Genomic DNA, 23,981 nt, shown 5'->3' on the forward strand with positions numbered 1-23,981 from the left:
TCCTGGTACGTGCCTTCCAGGGCATCCGCGGCCAAGCGCGTCATGCGTTCCACTGGGTCCGGTTCGTCCCGAGCTAAGCGATCCTCGCGCCTGGATGGCACCGCTCGTCGACCATGAAACTAAGGGTCTTGCGGCCTCCAGCACGCATGCCCGTCCCGACGTCGAAGGGAGCGCCGGGAAACGACCGGCGCGTTCCAGACTTCCCTCGGATTGACCACCTGCGATTCGCAAGACTGCTGCGGGCGATACGCGACGACCCGTTCTCGGACATGACTGCGGCGGCGGAGCGCGTCGCAGGGGCGTTCGAGGTCTACGGGTACCCGGCGCTCATCCGTTGGTGACGGAACCCAGCGAGCGGCCCGGCTGAGACCCTGACCTTCCCGGCCAGGATGGCCGCTTGGCCTTGCGGTACCGCCCTTCCACTGCCTGGCGGCGGCCAGCAAGGAACCTGCCCCTTGAACCTGTTCAACTATAGCCAAGTAACCTGTTCAATTTTTACCGATAATCTGTCCATCCAACAGGTATGCTCGTCCATGTTTGGGCAGCATTTCCGATGTCGCCGACGGTGGCGGCATGACGGAGGATGAGATGGCGGAAGGCATCGACGAAGAAGACGCCTTGAGGACCGGGCGGCCCGCTCCCGACCATGATGCAGCCGGGAAAGCGCGAAGCGACCGGTCCGATCCGGAGCGCATGGCAAGAAAGCTGGCTTCGAAGGCGGGAAGGGCGAGGGCTGCGCTGAGGAGCGCGCCGACACCGATTGGGCCGAAGGCCGCGATGCAACTGGCCAGAAACCTGGAGCCGTTGATTGAGGCGTTGAAGAAAGCGCGGCCGCGCCATCTTAAGCCGCTCCAGGACCTCACCAGAAGGGCCGGGGTGAGCGCGGACGGGGATGAGAAGCGGCTGAGCCGGTTCGAGGATGCCAGGTTCGTCGAGAGGCTGTCCCTGAGCGGCATCGAGCGCGCGTTGGGCGGCTCGGTCTTCCATGTCATGGGGGCATGGGGCGATCGGGCCGACCGCCCGGAGCCGGGCTTCACCGAAGCCCCGCCGGGCATGGCCGCCGCGCATGTCGAGGCGGGCCTGGTATTCGGGTACGCGCATCCACCGGAAAAGGCGTTCACAGTCCGAGGTGCGCTCGAGGACAGCGCCGTCCACCACCTCGCCACCTTCAAGGCGTTCATGGCGCGCCAGATGGAGATGGCCGACGACCGCGCTCAGCAGGCAATCCAGGATTTCCGCGATGGGCCGGATCGGATGAGGACCGGCTGCTTCGACGACGTCGACATTCCCCTGCAAACCGAAACCGTGGAGGAGTAACGAATATGCCCGCCATCGACATCGGCCCGCTCGCATTCCGCTCGAATGCGGCCGCGAAGGCTTACTACCGCGCCATCCTGCATGCGTACCCGGTGGGCGCCGTTATCCCGGAACCGCACGCCAGCCATCTGCTCTGGCTGCTCGACCGTCATCCCGAAGCCGCGGATAAGCGCGGGGCTGGCGTTGCCCGGTTCCGTGTCGACAAGCCAACTAAGGGGAAGCACCCCTGCTTCTGGATTGATCGCGCGGACGGGTCGGCCACCGACTTCTCGTTCGGGTGGGCCATCGACGGCAAGGGGCCGAGCAGGCTTACGGAGATGCGTCAGGCGATGAGGGAGGCGATCAACGGGGACGCCATGGCGTTCAGGAGGCGCTTCTTCGAGGAGCACGCCGACACCGATGGCCGGGTGCCGTGCGCGCTCACCGGCGTGCCAGTGTCGCCTTCCGAATGCCATGTCGACCATGCGCCGCCGCACACCTTCGTGGCGCTGGCGACGGCCTTCCTGGCCGAGCGCAGGATCTCCCCGGACGGCAGCCACGTGACGGCACCGGCGGACAACCAGTTCGTGCCGAGGCTGGTGGACGCCGCACTGGCAGCGGATTGGCAGGCGTACCACCGCGCCAGGGCGAAGCTGCGCGTCGTCGAGAAGGACGCCCACCTGCGCCAGGGGAGGGGCGGGAGGGAACGGTAACCGGCGGCTACGCGGTTGCCAGGCGAGCGGTGGGTGTGAACGGGGGCATGAAGCGCAACCGGTTCGGCCAGGGAAATGCTCGCGCGTCGGCGCCCCCGCAGGCTGGGCTGCGGCTCGGCCGGTGGCTCGGTGTCTCCGCCGTGGCAGGCGCGAAGCCAAGCCGCGTACGAGACGGTCGGCCGCCCGGAGGCGTCCGGCAGCCTGCTGGTGCAGGTCGGTGGGCCGCCGCACTCAGGCTGGGCCGGAGGAGTAGATTTTCGGATGAAGCCATATTTATCAATGGATTGTCGGGAAAATGAGCGCCGGAATAAAAGACTATTCGGCAGTGCCTGCCTCCCGCGCCGACGTGGGGCTCCAGCTTCCGCCAATCCGGAGGGCGATCAGCCGGGAACGGGAGTGAGCCACTGGCTCGGCTTGGCAGGGAACATCGCAGACCGGGATGGGCGTAGGCGAAGCCTGCCCGTGCGGCGCCCCGGGGTTCCGTTATCTCTCTTTTATTCTGGCGCTTGAAAGTCCGTTAAGCCATTGTTTTGAATGAAAAGCTGTTGAAAAATGCTTCCGAGCGCGGTCGTCTCTCGCCCCGGTGAACGAGCTTCCGGCTCTGCGCCGGTGCCCACCCGCCGTCGAAGCATCAGATGCAGGTGGGGAGGCGCGGGTTGCGGGCTGATGAGATTTTCTCGATCAACCATCTCGGCCCCCACGGCAATCCCCAGGCCAAGAGCCTCCTGCCCGTCATCGCATACATCCGAGAGCGGGAGCTTCTAAGCGCCTGAACTGGCCCGGTCGAACGGTGTCCTACACAAGCCCTGGGTTTTGGGGACACCGCGTTATCGTCTGTGGCTTCCCTATGGGCGCCTTCGTGAAAGCCTGCTGTCCACGGCGCTCCGCCGGATGATGCGGCCCATTGAATTCATGCAACGGTTGTTGGCGATCAGCCATTGCGATTGCATGGGCCGGAGCTGTTTGCTACCGTGCGTACGGTTGTCCCACCAGACCTGCCGCCGGGTTAAAGAGGACGGTTCGTGAGCCGCCGCGATCCCCACGCGGTCGATGCGTAATCGGCGGACATCGACCGAGCGTTAGGATCCGAGATGGCCCTGCTTGCCCTCACGAACGACAACCTCGCCTTTTTCAAGCGCTCCCTGCGGGCGGACCTTCCCGCTGTGGGCTCCTCGCACCTCTCCGAGGCCCTGGCCGCTGCCCTTGGCAGCCGCACGGGCATCACGCTTGCCACCCGCACGCGGGAGAACGGCGCTGAGATGCCACCCCTCGCCACCGTCGATCAGGCCGCCTTCGCCGCGCGGTTGGCCGACCTCGGCCATCGGGTCGCGACGCTCCCGGCGCTTGATGCTCTCGCCCGCTCGCCCAATCTCCCGGACCGGATCTGGGCGGTGTTCAAGGACGGCGACCGCCCGGCCCTCGACGCTTGGCACGGGGAGTGCCAACGGCGAGGCATTCCCTACGTCTACGTGAGGACCGGCCGCCAGCATGCCCGCGTGGACTGGGACTGGATCACCGTGAACCCCGCCTTCGACGGGGTTGCTTGCGACGATGACGAAAGCAAGCTCGTAGACAGGCTCGTCGGGGCCATCCGGGCGAACGCGGCCTCGTCGCCGAAGGCGAAATTCGACGTCACCGCCTTCTCCGGGCACGTGGAGAGGCTTCTGCTCGAGAACGCGCACGCCCACAGGCCGACGCGATCTTCGAGCTTCTCTACGACGCCCTGAGGCTGGCCCGGCGGCCGGTCCCCGCATAGGGTAACTCCTCCATCATGGATCGGCTGGGCTGCCTTGGGGGAGGATGCCGGATCGGTGAAACAGTCGGTGGCCTCGTGAGGCGGGTCGGGGGGTGATGGAGACGTGGATCCCGATGGCCCGACGCGCGGACAGCTATGACGCGAACTCTCCATTTGTCGAGCGACCCATGGTGGGTTATGACAAGCCTACGGTCACCTTGCTCGACGATTTCCCGTGATCACGAAGCAGCATACGCAGGAGTGCCTTAGCCGGGCCTTCATCCACGCCGTCGCAGGGCGCGCGGGCGTGAACTTCAACCTGGGCAGCGCGTTCGACTACGGCTTCGACGGGCAGTTCCGGCCGGTGAAGATCCGCAACGGGCGCCGGAACGATTCCGGATTCCCTCTCGATTTCCAGCTGAAGGCAACGACCGACTGGGAACATGACGGCGAGTTCGTCGTCTACGATCTTGAGGCAAAGACCTACAACGACTTGGTCGGGCGTGAACCGGCAGAGATAGGCGCCGTTCTCATCCTCCTCTGCCTGCCCAAGGACGAGGCTGAATGGCTTGTATTCCAGGAGGATCGGCTGGAGCTTCGGCGCTGCTGCTACTGGGAGCGACTGGTGGGAGCGCCTACGGATAACGTGGAAACGAAGCGCATTCGGATCCCGCGAACGAACCTGCTGACCGTGGAGAGTCTGAACGCCATACTGGACCATGAGCGGTTCAGGCGCTTGGGGTTGTGACGATGAGCCAGGACACCGAAGCCATCCGGGACATATCCGCAGACGTCTTGAGACGGTACTTGGCCATGCACGGCTGGACTGCGCGGAGCTTCACTGAACGCAAACTTGTCCTCTTCACGCTCCCGGCGGAGGGCGGGGACGACGAGATCGAGATCGTCGTGCCCACGGCGATGGACCGGGAACGTGCGTTACCGAGCATCAGAGCAGCGCTAGAGACACTGTCTCAGCTTGAGGAGCGCCCGCTCGTCGACCTTGCGATGGACATCCGCTCCATCGCGTTCGACATCATCAGGAGCAGAGTACCCGACGAATATGTCCGCCAGGACACGATCGAGCTCAAGCTCGCCGCGGAGTTCATCGAGAGCATGAGGGCGCTCCTCGGCAGCACCGCCACCACGGAGCTAGCTCCCGGCAAGTATTTCGGCCGGACCCGGAAAGAAGCATCCGATTACGCGAGCCGATGCCGCTTCGGGCACACCTTCCGAGGCAGCTTCGGCTTCGTCGTCGAATCCCCCGTAGGCCTGAACGACGAACCGACGATGGCGGGTGTCCCGCAGGAGGTTCCTTTTGCCAGGCGGGTCGTGCAGAGGCTCGCGCGCGGCCTTGGCGCAGTGCAACGGGCTGCAAAGCAGGATGATCCGTCACCCATCACCCAGGAGTATCAGGCAGGTCTCAGCGCGAACATGTGTGATGACTTGGTTGACTTGGTGGAGCGGACCGGGCTCGCTAAGCTCAGGATCGGGATCGATCTCTCCCCGGAATGGCAGGCCCCTGACGGACTACAGGACCGGTCGGAGTTCTCCATTGAAATCCGTCACGTGGACCTACTTCGAGCCGCAGCCAGGACCCTGCGCGCCGACGAGGTTAAGCGCCCCGCCCATGTCGTGGGTCGGATCAGGACTCTGGAGACCGAAGGGAATCCCGCGGACCTCCTTCAGGACAACTCGGACCGTGAGATCATCGTCAACTGGGACAGCCAGGACCACGGCCTAATCAGGGTCCGCATCTACCTGGCTCCAGAGGACTACCTGAGCGCCGTCGAGGCTCACAAGGCCGGGAGGTTCATCAGCGTCCGGGGTATCCTGGAGCACCGCGGCCGAACCTGGACGCTCGCGGCGCCCATGGATTTCTCAGTTCTTCCAGGTGAGTGAGCAGCTGTTTAGAGCCGACGAATCCTCTGGTAGCTCTCGATCTTCGGCTCACGTGACATCCGTCCGCAAGCTGTCGTAGCTTCAGCCTGTTCGGGAAATGGAGAAGATATGCCTCGCGGACCACATGCCATTGCCCGATGGACGGTTGCCTGCGCGCTTCCGGCGCTCGTTCTGTTCACCCTTCCGGCTACGGCCGATGCCGCGGCAACGGCATGCCCGGCCCACTATGCCGGGGCCGTGGCGCCGGACCTGATCAATCCGAAGCTGGCAGCCAAGACGCGGGAGCTCTGCTACTCAGCGTTCGCCGTTCTTCATTCCGGCGTGACGCGCACCCCGCTTTATGCAGTCGAGCACCTGACTCGGGACAGCGTCGCGGCCGCCAAAGGTCTTGAGCGTCCTGAGGCGAGCGCCTTCCACGCTGAGACAGCCCTGCCGCGGGACGAGCGGGCGGAACTGGCCGACTACAAGCGCTCCGGATTCGACCGCGGGCACATGGCGCCCAATGGCGACATGCCGATGGCGAAAGCCCAGCATGAGAGCTTCTCCCTGGCGAACATGATCCCCCAGGTTGGAGAGAGCAACCGCGGGATCTGGAGTGCCATCGAAGGTGCGACGCGGCATCTTGGGAACACCCGCGGCGAGGTCTATGTCGTGACCGGTCCCGTCTTCCAAGGCTCCAACCTCCAGCGCATCGGCGGCCGGGTCCTGGTGCCCACGCACGTCTTCAAAGCCATCTACGACCCACGCCGCCGTGAGGCTGCCGCCTATCTCGTGCCCAACGCGCCGGGGAACGAGTACCAGCGGATCTCCATTGCTGAGTTGGAGGATGTCACCGGCATTGCGGTCTTCCCCAGTATCTCCGCCGAGGCCAAGGCATCGCCGATGTCGCTGCCTGAGCCCCGCGCGCCGGGGCGAGGACGGAAAAAAGACGAGCCGGGCTTCTCTGAGAGCAACGTCCTGAAGTTTCTGAAGGAGTTGATGCGATGATCAAGCCGTACACCGATGATACCGGGGCCACGCAGATCGGAGACCTCCAGGTCGAGAATGGCTCCGACTGTGTGGCTGTCTACGGATCAATCGACCTCACCCGCGACAAGCAAGGGCTGGAACATGCCCGAAAGCTCAAGTCCCTGCTCGATGCCGTTGTACAGTTCCTAGAGGCCGAGAAAGACCTGCCGGACCATGTCCCGCCGCCGAAGCCGACGGACACGGTGGACAACCCTTTCAAGTGATGGCGACACCGACCAAGGGGTGGAACGTGAGGTCACCCGCGTCGGCCTTTTCCGAATCAGCCGACTAACGTTTACGGTCCGGCGACGGCCCGGAATCACTTGCCACCGGAGAAGGGCGGCGGCCAACACGGGCATCGGCTGGTTCCTGGATGATAGTGCAATACGAGCGTCTGCCGACCAAAAGGTATTCAACGAGTTCCACCCCGAGGAACTTTCCCGCCTGCTGGATGTCCGCACAGGATGTCCGGGCCCCCGCCGGGTTCGGCGGGTCGTCATCTGGACCGCTGTGGACGATGACCAGCCCGCGGGCCTCCATCTGCAACGCGCGGACCATGATCTCCCGAACGTAGATCGCGACGTCACCGAACGTCCCCGTTTGATGGATTTCGTCGGCAATCAGGTGGCGGCGGTCGTCGAGGAACAGGAGCCGCAACGCCTGCACCGTGGAGCAGGCGGCCCGAAGACGGCTGTAAGCCACCAAGCTGTCATGGGCGACGAACACCGGGTGGCGCTCCAGTGAGGGCCGGACCAAGCGGGCTGCGAGTTCGACAACGGCCTGGAACCGGACGACGGCGTGGCCGTCTGAAGCCACACCGCCGGGTAGGTTCCCCACTGAAGCCGCCGCGACCGCCTCCCCCAAGGAACCGTGCGCAGCCAGTAGGCGTAGCGCCAACACATCGCCATCAACTTCTGGGTCTGCCAGTGTGAGCAGGCAGCCCAGCAACGCCTCGTCCGGAATGACCTCCAAGCTACGGTCCACCGTCAAGCCGATCGTGGCCGGATAGGGACGCAAGCCGGGAACCGTTCGTTTCCCGTTTCTCGCTCTTGGGCTGGGTTTGGCTGCGCTGCGCATGTCGATGTTCCCGCTGCTTGGGTCACGCCCCGGCCGGATGGCCCTGGCCAGGCCGGTCGATGACCGCGATGTCGAGCACCCTCTCCACCGCCGATCGCAGGGTCTGCCGTGCCGCACGCCACCGGCGGTGCTGTGCGACCAGAGCCGCGCGGCGGGTGCGCAGCGACGCCCGCACCCGCTCGATCTCCCGAATCGTGGAATCTGGACCTGGACCACCGCCATGCTCCTGGGCGGCGACAACATCTATTGGCTTCAGGTGCGGCGAGCGCTCCCCGTGGAACCATTCGGGATGGGCGTCGCGCGCGGCCGTCGCAAGGTCCACGACACCCTGGACCATCATGCCGCGGATGACGCCGCCGACCTCGTGATGGGCGCGACGGAACGGCATCCCGCGCTCGCGCACCAGCCAGTCGGCCAGCGCGGTGGCATTGGTCTGTCCGGAGATGGCTCGCAGGCGCATCGCCCCCTGGTTCGGTTCGGCTCCGGCCACGATCAGCCGGACCAGGGTCAGCGCGTCGGCCATTCCGGAAGCCGCCGCCCACACCGGTTTGACGCCCTCGGTACCCACCGCGATGGAGTTCGAGAACGGTGTGGCGTGCATTGCCATCGCTGCCGCCGTCAGCGCGCCCATCGGCGCGGCCGCCATGCCTTTGATGTGCTCCAGCATGTAGACGTTGCGCTTCTGCGGCATCATCGAGCTGGTGCCGACCAGATCGTCGGCCACCGTCAGGAAGCCGAACTCGCCCGTGGTCCACAGTTGGAGGTCATGGGCGAGACGGCTGACCGTCACGCCGAGGATACCCAGCGCCGCCAGCAGACGGAGGACAGCATCGCGTGAGGCGACGGCGTCGATGGAATGCGCCCAGGGCGTCGAGAAACCGAGCAGCGCCGCCGTACGCCGGGTGTCGATGGGCAAGCCGGTGCCGCCCACTGCCCCGGCGCCGAGCGGGCAACGGTCCAGGTCGCTCAGCACGGCGTGCAAGGCCTCGGCGTCACGGTCGAGCGCCGCAGCCACCCCGGCGTAGTAGTGGGCGAGCGTCACCGGCTGAGCAGGCTGGTAGTGGGTGTATATCGGGAAGACCGCGTCGGCGCAGTCCTCGGCCCGGCGCAGCAGGGTTGTCTGGAGTCTGGACAGGCCGGTCAGCAGGTCGGCGACCACTTGGCGCAGCCGCATCCGCAAGACGGTGGCCCCAAGATCATTGCGCGAGCGCGCGGTCTGGAGGACGCCACCGATCTCTTCGCCGAGGTCAGCGATGAGGTAGGTCTCATAGAGCAGGTAGACACCGCGCGGCGCCGACCGACCACGCAGGGAGGCGAAGCCCGAGCACTCCATTTCATCGATGCGCCGGAGCAGCGGGGAGACGTGCGCAATCGGCAAGAGACCGGTCTCCGCCATCATCACAAGGTGTGCGCGGTCGACCTGGGTGATCCAGGGCAGGTCTCGGTCTATGGCGTCGTCCGCGACGTCGCCGAACAGGATGGCCTGAGCCTTCGGATGGAGGGTCCCGGCGACCCGGCCGGTGTCGCCGAGGTGGGCCAGGATCTGGGCGTTGCTGATCACCATGAGGGTGACTCCCGGTGAGAAGGGGCTTCGGGTGCGTGGTTGGTCAAAGCGTGGCTAGTCGCCGAGTCAGCGGCCGGAGGTTCGGCGAGCCAGCGTGATGCCGACCAGCGCCAGCGCGCCGCCGAGCCACTGGAGGGGGCCGAGGGCCTCGCCGAACAGCATCCAGGCCAACGCCGCCGCCGCGACCGGCTGGATGAGCAGGCCAATGGACGAGAAGGTGACGGGGAGGTGGGCCAGCGCGTGGGTGATGAGTCCCTGGCCGATGACATGGCAGACGATGCCCAGCGCCAGCACCACGACCCAGCCCCAGGCGGTCGCGGGCAGCAGCGGGCCGCCTTCGAGCCAGGCGGCGACCGCTAATACCAGGGCGGCGGCGGCGCTCGATCCTGCCATGATGACGCTGGTCGAGTGGCTGGCCCGCAGGCGCTTCACCACCATCAGGTAGATGGCGTAGAATGCGGCTGTGCTGACTGCGACGGCGTCACCCTGCCATTGCCCCTCCGCCGCGCTTCCCACCGACACGAACAGTCCGTCGCCGATCAGCAGTGCCATGCCGGACAGCGAAACCGCCAGGGCGACGATCAGGCCGAGGCCGATCCGCTCGCCGAACAGCAGCCAGCCGATCAGGGCGACGAAGATCGGGGCGCAGTTGTTGAACAGCGTCGCCTTGGCAACCGAGGTCATAGTGATGCTGAGATGCCAGAGTGCCAAGTCGCCCGCCAGCATCAGCCCGGCCACCCCCATCAGCGCCATATCGGCGGCGGTGACAGGCGTGCGGGCGGTCGTCCGGGGCGCCTTGCGCTCGGCGAGCATGCCGAGCCAGAAGAAGGGCAGCGCGATGACCAGCCGGTAGAAGGCGGTGGCGATCGGTTCCAACTCGCTGACCCGCACCAGGATGGGGGCAAGCGCGATGGCGAGCGCGCCCGCCAGCAGGGAGAGCAGCGCCGGGTTCGCCCCGGTGCGCGACGGTCCGGCGGCCGCGATGGAGGTGGATGTCATGGGAGGAACTCCTGCGGCTGTTCCGGTCAGGCGACGGTGGCCAGGTTTCTTATGCCGTCGGCCGCGACACGGAAGCGAATGGCGCTGCGCGCCAGTTCGGCGGCGGCCACAGCACCCTCCAGGGTGGGGGCGCTGGTGAGGGCGTGGCCGAGGCGGTCCTGGAAATCGCCGCGGCGGGCTATCAGCAGCGGGTATGCACGGTAGAGCCGCAGATCGCGCAGGAAGGGCGCACCCCGTGCCGCCTCCAGACCCTCGGTGGCGAACCACAGTCCGTTGTCGGGTGGCGTGAGGAAGCGGATCGCCGCGTGCTCCTGCCGGGTTGGCGTCACCTCCGGCGTCCGGCCGACGGCCAGTTCGACGGTCGCCCGGATGAGGTCGATGCCGGTGGCCTGGCGGACGAGCTCGGGGATGAATCCCCCGGCCAGCCGCGGGTTGACCTCCATCAGGTGTGGCCCGTCCTCGCCGAGGCGAAGCTCGACATGCAGCGGCCCCCAGGTGAGGCCGAGTGCCCGCGTCGCGGCCAGCGCGAAGCCCGCGATCCGATCTGCCACTGTCGAGGCGAGAGGGGCCGGAAAATCGTGGCCCATCTCAACGAAGTGCGGCAGGGCGCCCAGGTGTTTGCGGGTAACGCCGATGACTAGGTCGTGGAAGATTTCCACCGAATACTCGTCGCCCCGGACGACCTCCTCGACCAGCAGCGCGCCACAGGTCGGGTCGGCGAGCAGCGATCTGGCGTGGGCCGCCACCTCGGCCATCGTGGCGCAGAGCCGGACGCCGACACTACCCGATCCGGCCACCGGCTTCAGGACGACGGGCAATCCGATGCCGATGGCAGCCTTGACGGCATCGGCGGTGCCGGTGACTTCGGCATGGCGCACGCGGTCGATACCGGCTTCGTCCAGGTGGCGGCGCTGGGTCGCCTTGTTGCGGCAGGCGGCCACTGCGTCGGCATCCGGTCCCGGCAGGCCGAGTTCGGCGGCCAAGCGGGCGGCGGTGGCGATGTAGTATTCCGAACTGGAGGTGATCCCGGCCACCCCCTCGCTGAGCGCCAGCTGCCGCACAAGCGAGCGCAGGACGGTCAGGTCGGCGGTATCGGCCTCGATGCTGCGGACACTGTCTTCGGCGACATAGGGATAGCGGCTGGGCTGGCGGCTGATCAGCACCGGCTCGAAGCCGAGGGCACGGGCAGTTTGGGCGAACATGCGGCCGGTGCCGGACGTGTTGCTCTCGATGAACAGCAGGAGGCGCGGCATCACGCGGCCTCCGCGAGGTCACGCGCCGCCGGGTTGGCCGCCGCCAGCACCTCGTCCAGCGTCCGGCGGTCCCAGTGGTAGCTGCTCCAGCTAGGCCGGACGTCGCTGGGATGCGCCACTGGCTGCGGGGCTTCGGGCAGCACGCCGGTCCAGCCCGGCAGCGTGGCGAGCCAGTCGTCGTTGTAGATGGTGGCGACGTACCGGTGACCCTCGTCGGGGAACAGCGTCACCACCTTCCGGTCGGGATTGGTGCGCGCCCACCAGTCAGCCACCAGGTACGCTGCCCCGCTGGTGCCGCCCTGGTAGAGGGCATGGCGCTGGTGCAGGAGGCGGGTCGCCAGGAACGCCTCGGCGGCCCCGACCCAATGGATCTCGTCGAACTGGCGGTGGTCGACGTTGGGCGGCACCAGACTGTTGCCGAGGCCGCGCAGCAGCCGCTTGCCGTCGGGCTGGCCGAAGACGACGCTGTTGGGGGTGTCGACGCCGATGACGTGGAGATCGGGGTTGAGGTGGCGCAGGAAGCGGGCGATGCCCGACATCGAGCCGCCGGACCCGACGGTGCCGACGAGGCAGTCGACATGACCGAGGCGCTCGGCGATCTGCTCGGCCACCTCGGCGTAGGCGCGAGGGTTGTCGGCGTTGCCGTACTGCGAGGGGCAGAAGCTGCCTGGGTTGGCCTCCAGCGCAGCGCGCAGCCGGTCGAGGCGGGCAGTCTGGAAGCCGCCGACCTCATAGGGCTTCTCGACGATCTCCAGTGTGACGCCCAGTTCCAGCAGGCGCTTGTGCAGGTGCTCGTCGATGGCCGGGTCGCTGACCAGGATGAGTTTGTAGCCGCGCACCGCTGCCAGCATGGCGAGCGCGAGGCCGAAGGTTCCCGACGTCGTCTCGCAGATGATGCCGCCGGGCTTCAGGCGCCCATCGGCCGCCGCGCGGTCCAGCATGTGCCGGGCCGGAAGCAGCTTCATCAGGAAGAAGGCGGCGCCATGCAGGTTGTCCGCCAGCCGCACCAGACGCGGGAGTTCGTAATCGGGAAAGCTGCGGGATTCGCGGGACAGAGTGTTCGGCATCATCTGGGACATCGTCATCTCAAGCGACATGGCGGACCTCGGCGGCATCGGTGCGGAAATGGAAAGCAGGGGGCAGACCGAGGGCCTGGAGGCGGGCGGCCGCTTCGGCGATCCGGCGGGCCGTGGCCGGGTTGCGGGGGTCGAAGAGCAGGCCGATGACCGTGCCGCTGTGGGCGACCTGGATGCCGAGCGCCCCGATGGAGGCCGCAATGGCGTTGATCTCCTCGAAGGCGGGCTTGGGCAGGTGGCGCTGGGAGATGCGGGCGCTGGCCGTGGCGACCCGGCCGAGCAGAGTCGCATCGCCGGTGCGGATCGCCCGGCGCAGCATGCCGCGCAGCGGCCGGAACGCCTGGATCTCCCACTCGTCGTAGACGGCGGCGGGCTGCTTCAGAGTGTCCACCGGTGAACCGGGGGAGGTGTCGACGCTGAGGACCTCCAGCGTTGGCAGCGCGGGGCCGAGGTGCTCCAGGACGACGCCCTCGCGTTGGGCGAACAGAACGACGAGATCGCCATGCATGATGCTGTCGCTGGCCGTCTCCGCCCGCACCGCCAACCGCGCGATCTCGTCGGCGCCGAGGGCGGCGCCGTGGGCGTCGGCGACGGCGCGGATCGCGGCCACCACATCCGCGGTCGAGGAGCCCATTCCCAGACCGACCGGGATGTCGCTTTCGACCATCAAGTGGCCGCCCTGGTCATGCAGGCCCAGGGTATCCAGCGCTAGGCGCGCGGCGTCGGCCGCCTTGCGCTTGTTGTCGGGAACGGTGACCAGCGGGCCAGCGGCCGGTCGGAAGACGGCGGCCGATGAAACGATGTTGCACGGGAGGGTGACCAGGCCGCGGTGCAGGCGCCCCGTCTCGTCGGGAAAGATCCCTTGGAGGATCTCGCCGTGATGGCCGTTGACGCAGCCGAAACCCTGTTCTTTCCGTTGCCGACCCCCAACGCCAAGGCGAACGGGGGCAAGCCGAGAGATTACGTCTCCGGGCATCCTATACCTCTTCACTGAATGTGTCTGTTTTTGTTAGACGTCTCTCAGGGAATGCGTGCGGGTTGAACCCGACATCCTGCAAAATCACTCAGTTGCTTTTGTTTCCGCCGATGGTTTGCTTCGTGCTCATGGGCAAACTGTAGCGCCATTTAGGTGGTATGAAATTTCTAAGTTTGCCGTCTGATTTATCATGATGGAAAAATTGACGTCACGTTGCGATGCATTCATAAGTATGAAATCCCGTACCGCGAGCAAGAATCCCATGTCGGACGTCGAAATCGACAAAATTGATCGGAAGATCATCAACCTGCTCCAGCAGAACAGCCAGATCACCAATCTGGAGTTGGCGGACGCGGTCGCCGTGTCGCCGCCAACCTGCCTGCGCCGGGTTCGACGGCTGCGCGAAGCCGGGATCATCGCCAAGGATGTTTCGATCGTCGATCCTGGCAAGCTCGGCACCCACATCGAGTTGATCGTGAGCGTCGAGCTCAAAGGCGACGACCGAGTGCTGATGGACGCCTTCGAGAAAACCATGCACGCCCATGACTGCGTGATGCAGTGTTATCTGGTGACCGGCATCACCGATTACGTGTTGGTCGTCTGCGTGAAGAACATGGCCGAGTTCGAACGGTTCTCCCGGGCCACTCTCTACGCCAGCCCACTGGTGAAGCGCTTTATTACGCTGACCGTCATCAATCGCGTCAAATACGAAACCAGGGTCCCGATCGAGATCTGAAGCTCCGGGACGCCAATACGGTCAGTGGTCATGCGGTCACTGGTCCTTCCACATGCCAACCCGCTGTTCTCGCGCGACCTCCTCCTGCACCGCATAGAAGCCGCCGCTCTCGGCGCCGTCATCCGTTGCCCAGCCGCCCAAAACCATGAGGTGCCCGAGGTCAGCCCCTTGCACCGAGCATTGGGCGCCGACGGGCTGGCTGGGATGGCTGACCTTCACCAAGCATCGCAATTCCTCGCTTCCGATGAGCCGCTCGAGAACCCGGCGGGAGAAGGCCGCGCAGGATTCGTTTACGTTTCCGCGGTGACATGTCACATCGGCTTCCGGAACTCGGATGCCCCACAGCCGAATCCGCATTCCGTCCACGTCGATCATGTTGCCGGAGACGATGGAGAGATCCCTGGCCTGCACCGCGGTGGGCCGATAAAGCACCATGAGCGCCGCCAGGAAAGCCATGAGCAGCGCTGGGTTTCTGCTGATCAACGTGATGGGCCGCAACACCACTGGCTTACCCTCAGGAGAGTTCATCCAAACGTATGCTACCTTACAGGCAACAAGACAACCATTGGAGAATCCACCTCTTGAAGCCAATGCCGCGGATGTCGCGGGCGAGCCGATAGGGGTTCTCCGTCACCAGAGGGATGGCGTCCGGCCCGTAGGTTTTGAAGATCCGCACGGCGCGGGATGTGCCGACTTCGTGGCTCTGAAGGAAGACCGTGATCTCACGGACTACCCTCTGCTTCGCTCAGGCCTGCGTGTTCTTGGCCACGCGCTTGGGACCAATGCCCGGGACTTCGATCAGGCGCTGGGAGTGCTGCTCGATGACGTTGGACACCTCCTCGCCGAATGCCCGAGCCAACTTGCGGCCGTAGACCGGACCGATGCCCTTGATCTGGCTGCTGGCCAGGTACTTCTCGATGCCTTCCAGCGTCGTGGGCGTCGTGGCGCACAGGAAGGCTGCACGAAACTGAGGGCCGTACTCTCGGTGCTGCTCCCAGCGGCCGGACGCCTGCACATACTCGTCGGGCGTGACGGAGGCCGCGTGTCCGACTAGGGTGACCAGATACTTGTGGCTGCGGGCCTTGATGCGCAGGACGCAGTAGCCCTTCTCAGCGTTGTAGTACGTGACCTGCTCGACGAGCCCGGACAGTGGTTCGCGATCCTCTGCATGAGGTCCTGGAGTTTGGTCGCGCGTGCACGGCATGCACTCAGAATAAGGAGTTCAAGCCCAGGTTGCTATCGGTGGTTCCGTCAGCGCTGTCTACTCACCGTCTGGATCACCTCGAAGCCCTCGAGTTCGGGCGGTCCGACACAGAGTGGCTTGCGGTCGCCAGCCCCATGGTGGGCCGCCCGGAACGCCTTCGAGCGGGTCCTGTCGAGGAAGTGCTGTTTGGACGCCCGCGCCGGAACGAGCGCCACCACGCAGAAGAGGAGACCCGCTGCAACGCCACGTAGAACCACCGAGCGCAAGCTCTCAGGTGGGGCGCTGATCGGCGCAACGGCTACGACGTGGCCGTTGCTTTCCCCTTCTTCCCGTCGCCGTACAAGACCTGGGACATGCGTCGTCCAGGGTCCCTCTTCTCATATCCCTGCCAGAACAGGGCATCGCGTTCGGCGAGAACCGGGCTGCCAGGGTGCGCCGCCTCGAATGCTCCCAGCACCGCGTAATAGCCTGCGCAGGTGCCTTCCGTAACCGTGTGCAGAGCGGCCGCCACGCTGGCCTTAGTCCGCTCTGTCTTCAGCTCTGCGGCGAGCCGGTCCCGTTCTTCCCGGACCGCCGTGAGCTCAAGGCTCAAATCCTCGTAGTAGCTACTTTCCCGGTCTGCTCGGGCTTCCTCGTTGTCAGCCCGTCGGGTTGCCGAAGCGGCCCGCTGCTCGGCCGCAGCCAACTGGGCGCGGGTGTCCCGTAGCTGTTGCTCAAGCCGGGCAGCACGCTTCTGCGAGTCTGCGAGCTCAGCTTCGTACTGCTTCTTCATCCCTGCGGCAGCCCAAAGAATGCCGATCGTTTCCCACTCCGCCTCATCTGCATCCGACATCGTACATCCTTCCGTTTCAGTATCATTGCATTCGATGCGAAGCGGCATGGCCCAATACCGCTCGTTCGGCAGCTGGCACTCACCGCAAATCCGGCTCACCTCACTTCCATGCGCCCGCAGGACCGTGCCACTCCGGAAGCTGCTGGGTGACCTTGAGCATCAGCCTCTTGGCGGCCAGCGCTTCGAGAACCTCTCCGGCGCCGACGGGCCCGCCCGGCGCCACGCCCACCGGGAGCGACGCCGAAGCCTCGCGCCCAAAGCGGCTGGCCAGAACATCTCCGTGCCGGAGGTAGGCGCGCTCCCACCAGCTGACGATCAGCTCTCCAGCGCGGTCCAGGAGTTCGGCGGAGACCAAGCGGTCAGCCTTGCCGTGCCGGTTCACCCGCGGATCAGCGGGCATCAAGTTCCACAGGTCCGCGTTCGGCCATGCCGCGAACGGAAGGCAGTGGTCGATATCGAGCCCGTCCCGTTTGAGCCTGCGTCCGCTCCAGACGCAATACACGGGCTCCCCGGCATCCAGCATGGCCGCGGTCAGGCGCCGAACCTCGGCGGTCCCGCGCTCCGGATCGAGCCAAGCCATGGCCTCCGCGATACGGCCTTCAGGGACCGACCGGCCCTGACTGGCCAGATAGCGCTGCATCAGCCGCGTCCACTCCGCCGTCAGGGCAGGCTCGATCCAGGTGTTCAGCCGGGTGAGCGCGTGCCAGACGTTCAACGGGATGCGGAAGTCCCCGAGCGACCAGAGGTACGGTGCGTCCAGCACCTGGGACCCGGCGATCCGGGGCGAGCGCCTCTGCGTCACCCCGAAAACCTGCCGGTCGCTTCCCGGGTAGGTGATGTAGGTGGCGGGCATCCTGGTGATGGTGTTCGCCGCATCACGGATGGCCGCGGCGAGAGCGGTGGCCGTATCCCCCTGGAAATGCGCACCGACACGCAGTTCCGGAGGGGCCGTGCCGCCCAGGCGCCGGAATGGTTCCTTGACGAATCCGAGACCGTCACCGTTCCGGCTGGTCGGGGTCTGCGGCAGGTCGGCGCCGACCAAGGGCAGGAACGTGCGCACCCAGTACAGCGCAACAAGGCCAAGGGGGAGGACCACCGCCTCGTCGCCGTCCAGCATGGCCAACCCGGGCGAGGCGTCGGCAGCCCGCGCGACCACGCGCAACAGCGCCAGCTTGTAGCTGCTGGACTTGGCGTCGTTCAGCACGATGTGCCGGATCAAGGGCAGGGCGCCCGTGCCGTCGTCCGCGAGCTGGACGACAAGGGTCTCCCAGCTGACATCCGCGCGTCCGAGGCTATCCGGCGCCCGGCTGGCCTGCGTCACCATGGCACCATGTTCGGCAGCCAAGCGTTCGATCTCAGCCCGGCTGACGGGATGCATGGCCCGCTCCGGGTCGGCGGTGCCGTGCCGCAGGCTCATGACCATCCGGCCGCCGGGCTTCAACAGGGTCACGAGCTTGCGGAACGCCCGCGGCCGGTCCGCCGGTGCCACGTGCATCCACACGGCGCTGAGCAGGATGAAATCGAAAGTCACACCGAGGCGGTGGACGAACTCGAGCCCAGGCAGGCGGTCATCGACCCAGCGGATGCGCCCGCTTTCGTGCCGCCGTACTGCCTCTGCACGCATGCCCGCGGATGGCTCCACCGCGACAACGTCGTGTCCCTTGGCCGCGAGCCAGGCCGCGTCGCGACCGGATCCAGCGCCGACATCGAGAACGGTCGCTCCTGGTGGCGGCAACAGATCCAGGATGTCGGCGTGGACCTCGTCGAAGCCGACCGTCTCGTACTGGCTGGCGAGTTCCGAAGCACGACGGTCGTACGCGGCCACCGGATTCCCCATGGGCGCCGTGCCGGTGTTGGAGGTTTCTGGAGTTGTGGAGGTCGGCATCGGGCCAGTCACGGAAAGGGGCACGGAGAAGAAAGGGGGCGGGTGCTCAGGCGGCCTTCTTGAACCGCTCGAACCGAAGTGCCAGCCGCTCGGGATCCGGCTTCAGCTGATCCTCGCGGGGCAAGCGAATCACCTGCCCCTTCAGCCCCTTGATGCCGAGCTCGAGCATCGGGCCATCGTGCAGTTCCAGGAGCCGCTCGGAGATGTGGATGTGGTGGTCGGGATCGATGCCGATCAAGTCCGCGTCGTACGCAGCGTGGTGCAGCTTTGACATACAAATGCCGTTGCGGATGTCTGGTTGCCCCAGCTCCTCGTCGCTGTCGGGGATGATGTGCGCCGCATCCACCAGCCGGAGCTCGGGCAGGCCGGACAGCGCGCACCGTCCTTCGTAAGCGGCGACCACCCGCTCGCGGAAGGAGGACTGGTGCAGCCTTTGCTTGACCTGCCGCAGGGCGTAGCGCCGTTCCTCGGCGCCGGGCGGCATCCACAGGGTGGCTTGGTCGGCCACCGGCTTCGGGGCGAGCTTCACGGAGAGGTCGCTCGGGTTCCAGTCGACCACGTAGGTGGGGAAGATCGGCTCATACGCACCGGGTGCCACGCCGTAGAAGTAAATGATCGGAAGCCGTCCATCCATTGCGCCACGCAGCAGCCGGTTCTGCGGATCGTCGGGATTCGTTCCCTTGAAGGCGTAGGCGAGGGTGTCTGTGGCGGTGGCGAGCTTGGCGTCCGACTCCAGTTGGTCATGGTACCAGACGCGGCCGCCCGGCTTGGGGACGACCGTCTTGACGCTCAGCACGCCCCTCATCTGGGCCGGTTTGAAGATGCCCTGAGCCGCGCTGGCAAACCGCACCTGTTCGGTGCCGCAGACGAACCCCTCGGCGATGGCGCTCCACGGCAACGCACTTCCATGGATGGTCTTCAGCATCCGAAGGCGTTCGAAGGCGGCAAGCCGGAAAGAGGCGTCGGGATCGTGCATTGCGTGGTTGCATTGAAGTCAGGGCATTCAGCTTATCAGGTTCCGTTCCAGATGACACGGCGATTGAAGGGTTGGGGTGGTGATCGAGGAGCCTCCCAGGCATGGAAACGGGTACCCTGGGACTTCTCAACGGATGCTCTCCAGGAAGGGTACGCAGGTGTTGTGGCTCGGGCCCCGATGATCAGGTTGAGTGCATCCGCGTTGGCACTCTAGGACGACAGTCCGATTGCTGGTTCCGGAAGTTGTCATGTAGCTTCCGCAGTGGAATCAACCCGGACGGGAGATGGCATGGTTCAGCAATTTCACTCGGTGCTGGCCTGCCTGGACGTCGAGACGGTCCCGGAAACCGATCTCCTTCCTTCTGACGCCGATCCGGCGGCGTTCCCCAAGCTGCCGTATCACCGCGTCGTCGCCGTCTCCTTTGTCGAGGCGGAGATCGTCCGTGAGGACGCCGGATACGAATGGTATCGGGTTACCGGCGTGCGCTCCGGTGGGCGCGAAGACTACAGCGAAGCTCAGATCCTCAAGGCGTTCTGGAGGTGGTTCGCCGACCGAAAGCCGCGGGTGGCCACGTACAACGGACGGGGCTTCGACCTGCCGCTGCTCAAGCTCCGCGCCTTGTTCCACGGCGTCGCGGCCGAGTCTTGGTACAAGGCGGGAGACAAATGGTCGACGTATGGCCAGCGCTACAGCGCGGACTGGCATTGTGACCTGTACGACGTGCTCAGCGATTTCGGTGCCACGCGAAACCTCGGTGGTCTCGACGACGTGTGCCGGTCGATGGGGCTGCCGGGCAAGATCGGCGGGCATGGCTCCGAGGTCGCTGACATGGTCGCTCAAGGGCGCATCGCGGACGTGCGTGCGTACTGCGAAGGTGACGTGCTGAACACGTTTGCCCTCTACGTCCGCTACGCTTTGCTCTCCGGCCGGACGACGCCCGCCGGACACAACAGAAGCCTGGAGAGCTTGCTCGAACTCCTCTCCCGTGAGCGCGGAGACCGCGCTCACCTGGGCGTGTTCCTGGACATGTGGGCCGAGAGCGCCGCGCGGCGCGGGATGCCCCTGCTGGTCCCTGAGCCCCCAGTCATTAGGCTGGCCGACGGCGCTGATCGGCATCTGGAGAGCGAGCACGTGCTGTCCGAGTAGGACCGGGGGAGGACTCAGCAGCCGCACTCCAGCGGCACCAGTGAACTGCCCGGAACTTCTCCAATGCGGCGGTGGTCAAGGCGGTCACAGACGTACGCCGCCTGAAGGGCTCGGCGCGGACGTGCCAGGGTAGGGACGTCAGCCGTTGATGACCCAAATGCCGAGACTGATGATGCCACCCACCCCAGCGGCCAGCAGTCCAAGGGTTGCAAACAGGAAGGACCCCCGGAGCGCGATGATAAAGCCGCACGGGGCGCCGACGATCTGGGCGGTGCGGCCGAGGGCTCCCAAGGTGCCATCGCCGTACTGGATGGCGAGCCACTGTGGGATGAAGAATCCGATGGCTCCGCCCATGAGCCAGCAGAAGAACAGGAAAATGGCGAGGATTCCGGTCACCATGTCCCCGTCGCGAAAACCCCACGGGGGCACGACGACGCAGAAGATGGCCGTCAGTACCGGGATGCCGACGATGTAGCTGAGATAGATGGCGGTCATGAACAGAGCCTCCAGAAGCGCGGTTGGCTGGCGACCGTGCTGGCATCGGGAAGAGTGGCGGCAACAGGGACAGCGCTCAGGGGCATTCCAGCTCGCTCTGGCGTCGTGGCGTCACTATGTCGGCGTGCCGTCTCCTGGTCGTCCGCCGGTCCCAGCGGTCGGTGAGGCGCCGACATGTTGAGGTCACCGGACCGGCGTCTGTTGAGCATTGATGTCTGCGGGTTTAGCGTGACTGTCCGCTGACACAAGAGTGTGGCCCGATGAACAGTCCCCTGATGATCAGTCCCCTATGGTCAGCACCGACTTCACGCTGTCGGGTGGGTTGCCGTAGTAGGCCGTGTTCCGGCCGTTCTCGGTGAGTGACGCCCAGACGTTGCCATTATGGTCGAGCGCAAGGCGGGCGTGGACAGTCGAGCAGTTATGCGGCTGGCAGCCGAAACCGAACACGATGCCGTCGCGCTCCTCCATGGGGGCGCTGACGCCGTGCTTGGCCCAGGTTGACCACACCTTGAAATTCGGGGCGGGCATGATCCTGCGCACCGCGTCCAGCACCGCCTGATCCTTCACGACCTCATAAACTTCCTTGCCCTTGGCGCGCTCGGCATGGTCGGCGGCCAGCGCGGGCGAGACGGGACCGACCACAATCATGGTCAAGGCCGCCAAGCCAAAGAATGCCACCAATACGAACCTTGTACGCACGCTGCTACTACTTGGAACCTTTATCAAAATTTCGCTCCAGCCCGGCGAACCAGTCAGGACGCTTGGGCCGGGGTGACTTTTCGGAGGGACTCGGAGCATGGCCTCCCAAAGCGGCAGCACGGGCGGCTTCGAATTGTTCGGCAGACGGTACTTTTGATGACAAGAACGCCGGGAGAAAAGCAAAGAGTCCGAATCCCCAACACGGAAGAATGGCGAACACGCCAACGGTAGCGAGGCCGCTTTTGTCCCCCTCGACGAGAGCCCCCAATGCGATGAGGGCGACGGGTCCAAAAAACGCCAACGTGGTGACAATCTTTCCAATCCTTCGGTCTTCCACGAAGCCTTCAAAATCGCTTGCGAAGCGATCCCCCAGCTGAGCCGCCAGAAGGAGGTGGGGGCCATTGCCGTACAAGAAGAACACCCCATTTTCACCCGGCTGAATGTACGAATCCACAGTGCTTCTTGTCTTTACGGACTTAACAAGCACCACCTCGCCATTATTATTCAGAAATCTAATATAATCATAAACAGTCTCGTCTTTTGTGCCGCGGCTGGGGCCGACCGATTCAATTTTTCCCTTTATCGTCTTGAGCATGAACTTGTCCTCGGTTTCCAGAAACTCGTTCGACCGTGTGGAATGCGCCGCACCACCCTGACTGCGTAGCGGGTTACATCATATACCCCAGCATTTCTACGGTTGAAAGTAGGAAGTCTACGTAGACCAGGGCGCGGTGTCGCGGGCACACCGGATGCATGGAAGGGCTCGGAAAACGACTGCGCGAGCGGGCGCAAGCCTTGGGGCTGACGGACACCGAGGTGGCCCGGCGAGCCGGGCTGGGCGAACGGCGGTACGGGCATTATATCCAGAATCGGCATGAACCCGACCTTGGAACTCTGGTGAAGATCGCCTCCGTCCTTGGCGCAACCACCGACAGTTTGCTGCTGCCGGAGCAGGGCGAGGCCTCAAGCGAACGCCAAGCCCTGATGGCGCGGTTGACCGCGGCGGCCGAGGCGATGGAGGTCGACGACCTGCGTCCTGTGGTCCGGATGCTCGAGGTACTGGTCGAGGACCGCCGAAGCCGCGGACGCCCCGCCGAGAAGGAAGGCTGATCACGCCGCTTTTGGCGTCAGCTACACTCCGTGGTGTTCTCAGCTCAGCCTCACGTGACGCTGAGCGTCGGATACCGAGAGGTTCCGCATGTACGGGTGCAGGCTGCATTGACCCGGTGCGTGCGGAGACTCGTCAATCCGCGAACGGGTCGCGCATCAGGATGGCGTCCTCACGCTCCGGGCTGGTGGACAGCAGCGTGATCGGGGCCTCAATCAGCTCCTCCAGGCAACGGGTGAACTTGACCGCGGTGGCCGGGAGCTGCGCCCAGCTGCGCGCCCCGTATGTGCTGTTCTGCTACCCCGGAACGGGCCCGAGCCGACGCGCGTCATGTAGGCCTTGGCGATGCCGAGCACGAAGCCGATCTGCTTGGGGCCCACGCCGGAGCCCGCGGCGGCCTGGGCGGCCACCGTGTTGGACGAGGTCACGTAGGGACAGGTGCCGTGGTCGATATCGAGCACGGCACCCTGCGCGCCCTCGAACAGGATGCGGCGGCCCGCCTTGCGCGCTTGGTCGAGGCGCTCCCAGACCGGCTGCCCAGGCGGATACGCACCACGCTCTTGGCCGAGACGGCATGGCAGTACGTCAGCTGTTGCGCATCCCAGTCGAGCGAGATTGATAGCTGGAAGATGTGTGGTTATTCAGGCGGCGATGTCGTGATGAACCAGCGCCAACAGTTCGATGGCTTGTCCTATTTGGAAACCACCGGCCGCAAAGTCGAAGGGGGCGTCGACACGGTGCAGGACTCGGTGGTGGTTTGGGCAGATCAGGACCATGTTCGAGAGGTCGTCCTGGCCGCCGCGGCTGAGCCACCGGACGTGATGCCCTTCGCAGATGTCGGCTCCGTAGCGGGCGCGGGGAGCCCATTCGCAGATCTGGCAGCGGCCGTCGTACAAGGCGCGCAGGGCTTCAACATGCTGCCGGTCACGCCGGACCGCCTCGGTCATCAGGTACCGGCGTCGCTCTTCCGCCAAGCCGGGCTCCTCGTCCCGCATCAAGGCCGCGACTGCGGCCTCATCCCCGGCCAGCAGCAGGGCTTCAAAGCGCTCTTCGGGAACCAGGCGGGCGCGCGGCTCGAGCGGCATCTCTGCGGCGTAGGCGGCCAGCAGCTGATGGTCGGCCTCGGTGAGACGGCGGACGGCCGCATGCCCCTGGAACGCTCGGCCGAGTACGGCGCCGCCTGCGCGCACCGACAGCCTGCGGATCAACATCGTGATGTCGGGCTGACCGTCGGCCTTGAAATACCGTGAGCGCCGCAGGTCGCCCCAGAAGGTCGCCCCAGAGCCGGTAAGGGCCGTATCGGT

25 protein-coding genes and 2 pseudogenes are annotated in these 23,981 nt (G+C 65.6%); 10 read left to right on the forward strand and 17 right to left on the reverse strand.

Annotation, left to right across the window (positions count from 1 at the left end; all coding sequences use genetic code 11):
- The first annotated feature begins 588 nt into the window (after window positions 1–588).
- From JJL56_RS01705 to JJL56_RS01735, 7 genes are all read left to right on the forward strand, one after another.
- Complete coding sequence (locus tag JJL56_RS01705) at window positions 589–1,317, forward strand: hypothetical protein (RefSeq protein WP_200483941.1); 729 nt, start codon at window positions 589–591, stop codon at window positions 1,315–1,317.
- Between the two features lie 5 nt (window positions 1,318–1,322).
- The gene (locus JJL56_RS01710; protein WP_200483942.1) at window positions 1,323–2,009 is read left to right on the forward strand and encodes a DCL family protein; all 687 of its coding nucleotides are present in this window, start codon (window positions 1,323–1,325) and stop codon (window positions 2,007–2,009) included.
- Window positions 2,010–3,100: 1,091 nt separating this feature from the next.
- Window positions 3,101–3,736, forward strand: coding sequence for a hypothetical protein (locus JJL56_RS01715; RefSeq protein ID WP_200483943.1), 636 nt, complete (start codon window positions 3,101–3,103; stop codon window positions 3,734–3,736).
- A 243-nt stretch (window positions 3,737–3,979) separates the two neighbouring features.
- The gene (locus tag JJL56_RS01720; protein WP_200483944.1) at window positions 3,980–4,492 is read left to right on the forward strand and encodes a DUF4365 domain-containing protein; all 513 of its coding nucleotides are present in this window, start codon (window positions 3,980–3,982) and stop codon (window positions 4,490–4,492) included.
- A gap of 2 nt (window positions 4,493–4,494) precedes the next feature.
- Entirely contained in the window at window positions 4,495–5,643 is a 1,149-nt protein-coding gene (locus tag JJL56_RS01725; protein WP_200483945.1) for a hypothetical protein, read from the forward strand.
- Between the two features lie 108 nt (window positions 5,644–5,751).
- Window positions 5,752–6,630: a DNA/RNA non-specific endonuclease gene (locus tag JJL56_RS01730; RefSeq protein ID WP_200483946.1), complete on the forward strand. Its 879-nt coding sequence runs from the start codon at window positions 5,752–5,754 to the stop codon at window positions 6,628–6,630.
- Window positions 6,627–6,875 (forward strand): hypothetical protein, encoded by a 249-nt coding sequence (locus tag JJL56_RS01735; protein WP_200483947.1) that lies wholly within the window; start codon window positions 6,627–6,629, stop codon window positions 6,873–6,875. The genes JJL56_RS01730 and JJL56_RS01735 overlap by 4 nt, the downstream gene beginning before the upstream one ends.
- Before the next feature lie 64 nt (window positions 6,876–6,939).
- Here the strand turns inward: JJL56_RS01735 and JJL56_RS01740 are convergent, their stop codons facing one another.
- The 6 genes from JJL56_RS01740 to JJL56_RS01765 all read right to left on the reverse strand — a co-directional run bounded on the left by JJL56_RS01740 (window position 6,940) and on the right by JJL56_RS01765 (window position 13,596).
- Window positions 6,940–7,728, reverse strand: a complete 789-nt coding sequence (locus JJL56_RS01740) for a JAB domain-containing protein (RefSeq protein WP_200483948.1) — start codon at window positions 7,726–7,728, stop codon at window positions 6,940–6,942.
- A gap of 22 nt (window positions 7,729–7,750) precedes the next feature.
- The gene (gene argH, locus JJL56_RS01745; RefSeq protein ID WP_200483949.1) at window positions 7,751–9,292 is read right to left on the reverse strand and encodes an argininosuccinate lyase; all 1,542 of its coding nucleotides are present in this window, start codon (window positions 9,290–9,292) and stop codon (window positions 7,751–7,753) included.
- 66 nt (window positions 9,293–9,358) lie between these two features.
- Window positions 9,359–10,291 (reverse strand): DMT family transporter, encoded by a 933-nt coding sequence (locus tag JJL56_RS01750; RefSeq protein ID WP_200483950.1) that lies wholly within the window; start codon window positions 10,289–10,291, stop codon window positions 9,359–9,361.
- Window positions 10,292–10,317: 26 nt separating this feature from the next.
- Window positions 10,318–11,544: an ATP-grasp domain-containing protein gene (locus JJL56_RS01755; protein ID WP_200483951.1), complete on the reverse strand. Its 1,227-nt coding sequence runs from the start codon at window positions 11,542–11,544 to the stop codon at window positions 10,318–10,320.
- The gene (locus JJL56_RS01760; RefSeq protein ID WP_200483952.1) at window positions 11,544–12,614 is read right to left on the reverse strand and encodes a cysteine synthase family protein; all 1,071 of its coding nucleotides are present in this window, start codon (window positions 12,612–12,614) and stop codon (window positions 11,544–11,546) included. The genes JJL56_RS01755 and JJL56_RS01760 overlap by 1 nt, the downstream gene beginning before the upstream one ends.
- Before the next feature lie 16 nt (window positions 12,615–12,630).
- Window positions 12,631–13,596: a GHMP family kinase ATP-binding protein gene (locus tag JJL56_RS01765; RefSeq protein WP_200483953.1), complete on the reverse strand. Its 966-nt coding sequence runs from the start codon at window positions 13,594–13,596 to the stop codon at window positions 12,631–12,633.
- Between the two features lie 262 nt (window positions 13,597–13,858).
- On the opposite strand from JJL56_RS01765, the gene JJL56_RS01770 reads away from it, so the two are divergent.
- Entirely contained in the window at window positions 13,859–14,332 is a 474-nt protein-coding gene (locus JJL56_RS01770; RefSeq protein ID WP_247890898.1) for an Lrp/AsnC family transcriptional regulator, read from the forward strand.
- A 36-nt stretch (window positions 14,333–14,368) separates the two neighbouring features.
- Here the strand turns inward: JJL56_RS01770 and JJL56_RS01775 are convergent, their stop codons facing one another.
- The 6 genes and pseudogenes from JJL56_RS01775 to JJL56_RS01795 form a co-directional block, all read right to left on the reverse strand.
- On the reverse strand, window positions 14,369–14,788 hold the full coding sequence (locus JJL56_RS01775; RefSeq protein ID WP_211111738.1) for a thermonuclease family protein: 420 nt from the start codon (window positions 14,786–14,788) through the stop codon (window positions 14,369–14,371).
- Between the two features lie 88 nt (window positions 14,789–14,876).
- Window positions 14,877–15,059 (reverse strand): annotated as a pseudogene (locus tag JJL56_RS34050) (helix-hairpin-helix domain-containing protein); the annotation flags it as partial.
- A gap of 18 nt (window positions 15,060–15,077) precedes the next feature.
- The gene (locus JJL56_RS01780) at window positions 15,078–15,536 is read right to left on the reverse strand and encodes a helix-hairpin-helix domain-containing protein (protein WP_425599112.1); all 459 of its coding nucleotides are present in this window, start codon (window positions 15,534–15,536) and stop codon (window positions 15,078–15,080) included.
- A 298-nt stretch (window positions 15,537–15,834) separates the two neighbouring features.
- Entirely contained in the window at window positions 15,835–16,416 is a 582-nt protein-coding gene (locus JJL56_RS01785; protein WP_200483956.1) for a hypothetical protein, read from the reverse strand.
- Window positions 16,417–16,468: 52 nt separating this feature from the next.
- Window positions 16,469–18,253, reverse strand: coding sequence for a class I SAM-dependent methyltransferase (locus JJL56_RS01790; RefSeq protein WP_200483957.1), 1,785 nt, complete (start codon window positions 18,251–18,253; stop codon window positions 16,469–16,471).
- A 46-nt stretch (window positions 18,254–18,299) separates the two neighbouring features.
- Window positions 18,300–19,178, reverse strand: coding sequence for an HNH endonuclease (locus JJL56_RS01795; RefSeq protein WP_200483958.1), 879 nt, complete (start codon window positions 19,176–19,178; stop codon window positions 18,300–18,302).
- 339 nt (window positions 19,179–19,517) lie between these two features.
- Here JJL56_RS01795 and JJL56_RS01800 point away from each other — a divergent pair, with 339 nt between their 5' ends.
- Entirely contained in the window at window positions 19,518–20,375 is an 858-nt protein-coding gene (locus JJL56_RS01800) for a 3'-5' exonuclease (RefSeq protein WP_200483959.1), read from the forward strand.
- A gap of 138 nt (window positions 20,376–20,513) precedes the next feature.
- Here JJL56_RS01800 and JJL56_RS01805 read toward each other — a convergent pair whose 3' ends face one another.
- From JJL56_RS01805 to JJL56_RS01815, 3 genes are all read right to left on the reverse strand, one after another.
- Entirely contained in the window at window positions 20,514–20,870 is a 357-nt protein-coding gene (locus JJL56_RS01805) for a hypothetical protein (RefSeq protein ID WP_200483960.1), read from the reverse strand.
- A 279-nt stretch (window positions 20,871–21,149) separates the two neighbouring features.
- Window positions 21,150–21,518 (reverse strand): hypothetical protein, encoded by a 369-nt coding sequence (locus JJL56_RS01810; protein WP_200483961.1) that lies wholly within the window; start codon window positions 21,516–21,518, stop codon window positions 21,150–21,152.
- Between the two features lie 58 nt (window positions 21,519–21,576).
- Window positions 21,577–22,164 (reverse strand): hypothetical protein, encoded by a 588-nt coding sequence (locus tag JJL56_RS01815; RefSeq protein WP_174449389.1) that lies wholly within the window; start codon window positions 22,162–22,164, stop codon window positions 21,577–21,579.
- Window positions 22,165–22,322: 158 nt separating this feature from the next.
- Here JJL56_RS01815 and JJL56_RS01820 point away from each other — a divergent pair, with 158 nt between their 5' ends.
- A complete protein-coding gene (locus JJL56_RS01820) occupies window positions 22,323–22,679 on the forward strand; it encodes a helix-turn-helix domain-containing protein (RefSeq protein ID WP_200483962.1) in 357 nt (118 codons plus the stop codon).
- Window positions 22,680–22,812: 133 nt separating this feature from the next.
- Here JJL56_RS01820 and JJL56_RS01825 read toward each other — a convergent pair.
- Window positions 22,813–23,222 (reverse strand): annotated as a pseudogene (locus tag JJL56_RS01825) (adenylosuccinate synthetase); the annotation flags it as partial.
- A 96-nt stretch (window positions 23,223–23,318) separates the two neighbouring features.
- Window positions 23,319–23,888, reverse strand: a complete 570-nt coding sequence (locus tag JJL56_RS34055) for an HNH endonuclease (RefSeq protein ID WP_200483963.1) — start codon at window positions 23,886–23,888, stop codon at window positions 23,319–23,321.
- Window positions 23,889–23,981: the final 93 nt, after the last annotated feature.

The sequence above is a fragment of the Azospirillum aestuarii genome, assembly GCF_016632405.1.
Lineage (GTDB): Bacteria > Pseudomonadota > Alphaproteobacteria > Azospirillales > Azospirillaceae > Azospirillum > Azospirillum aestuarii.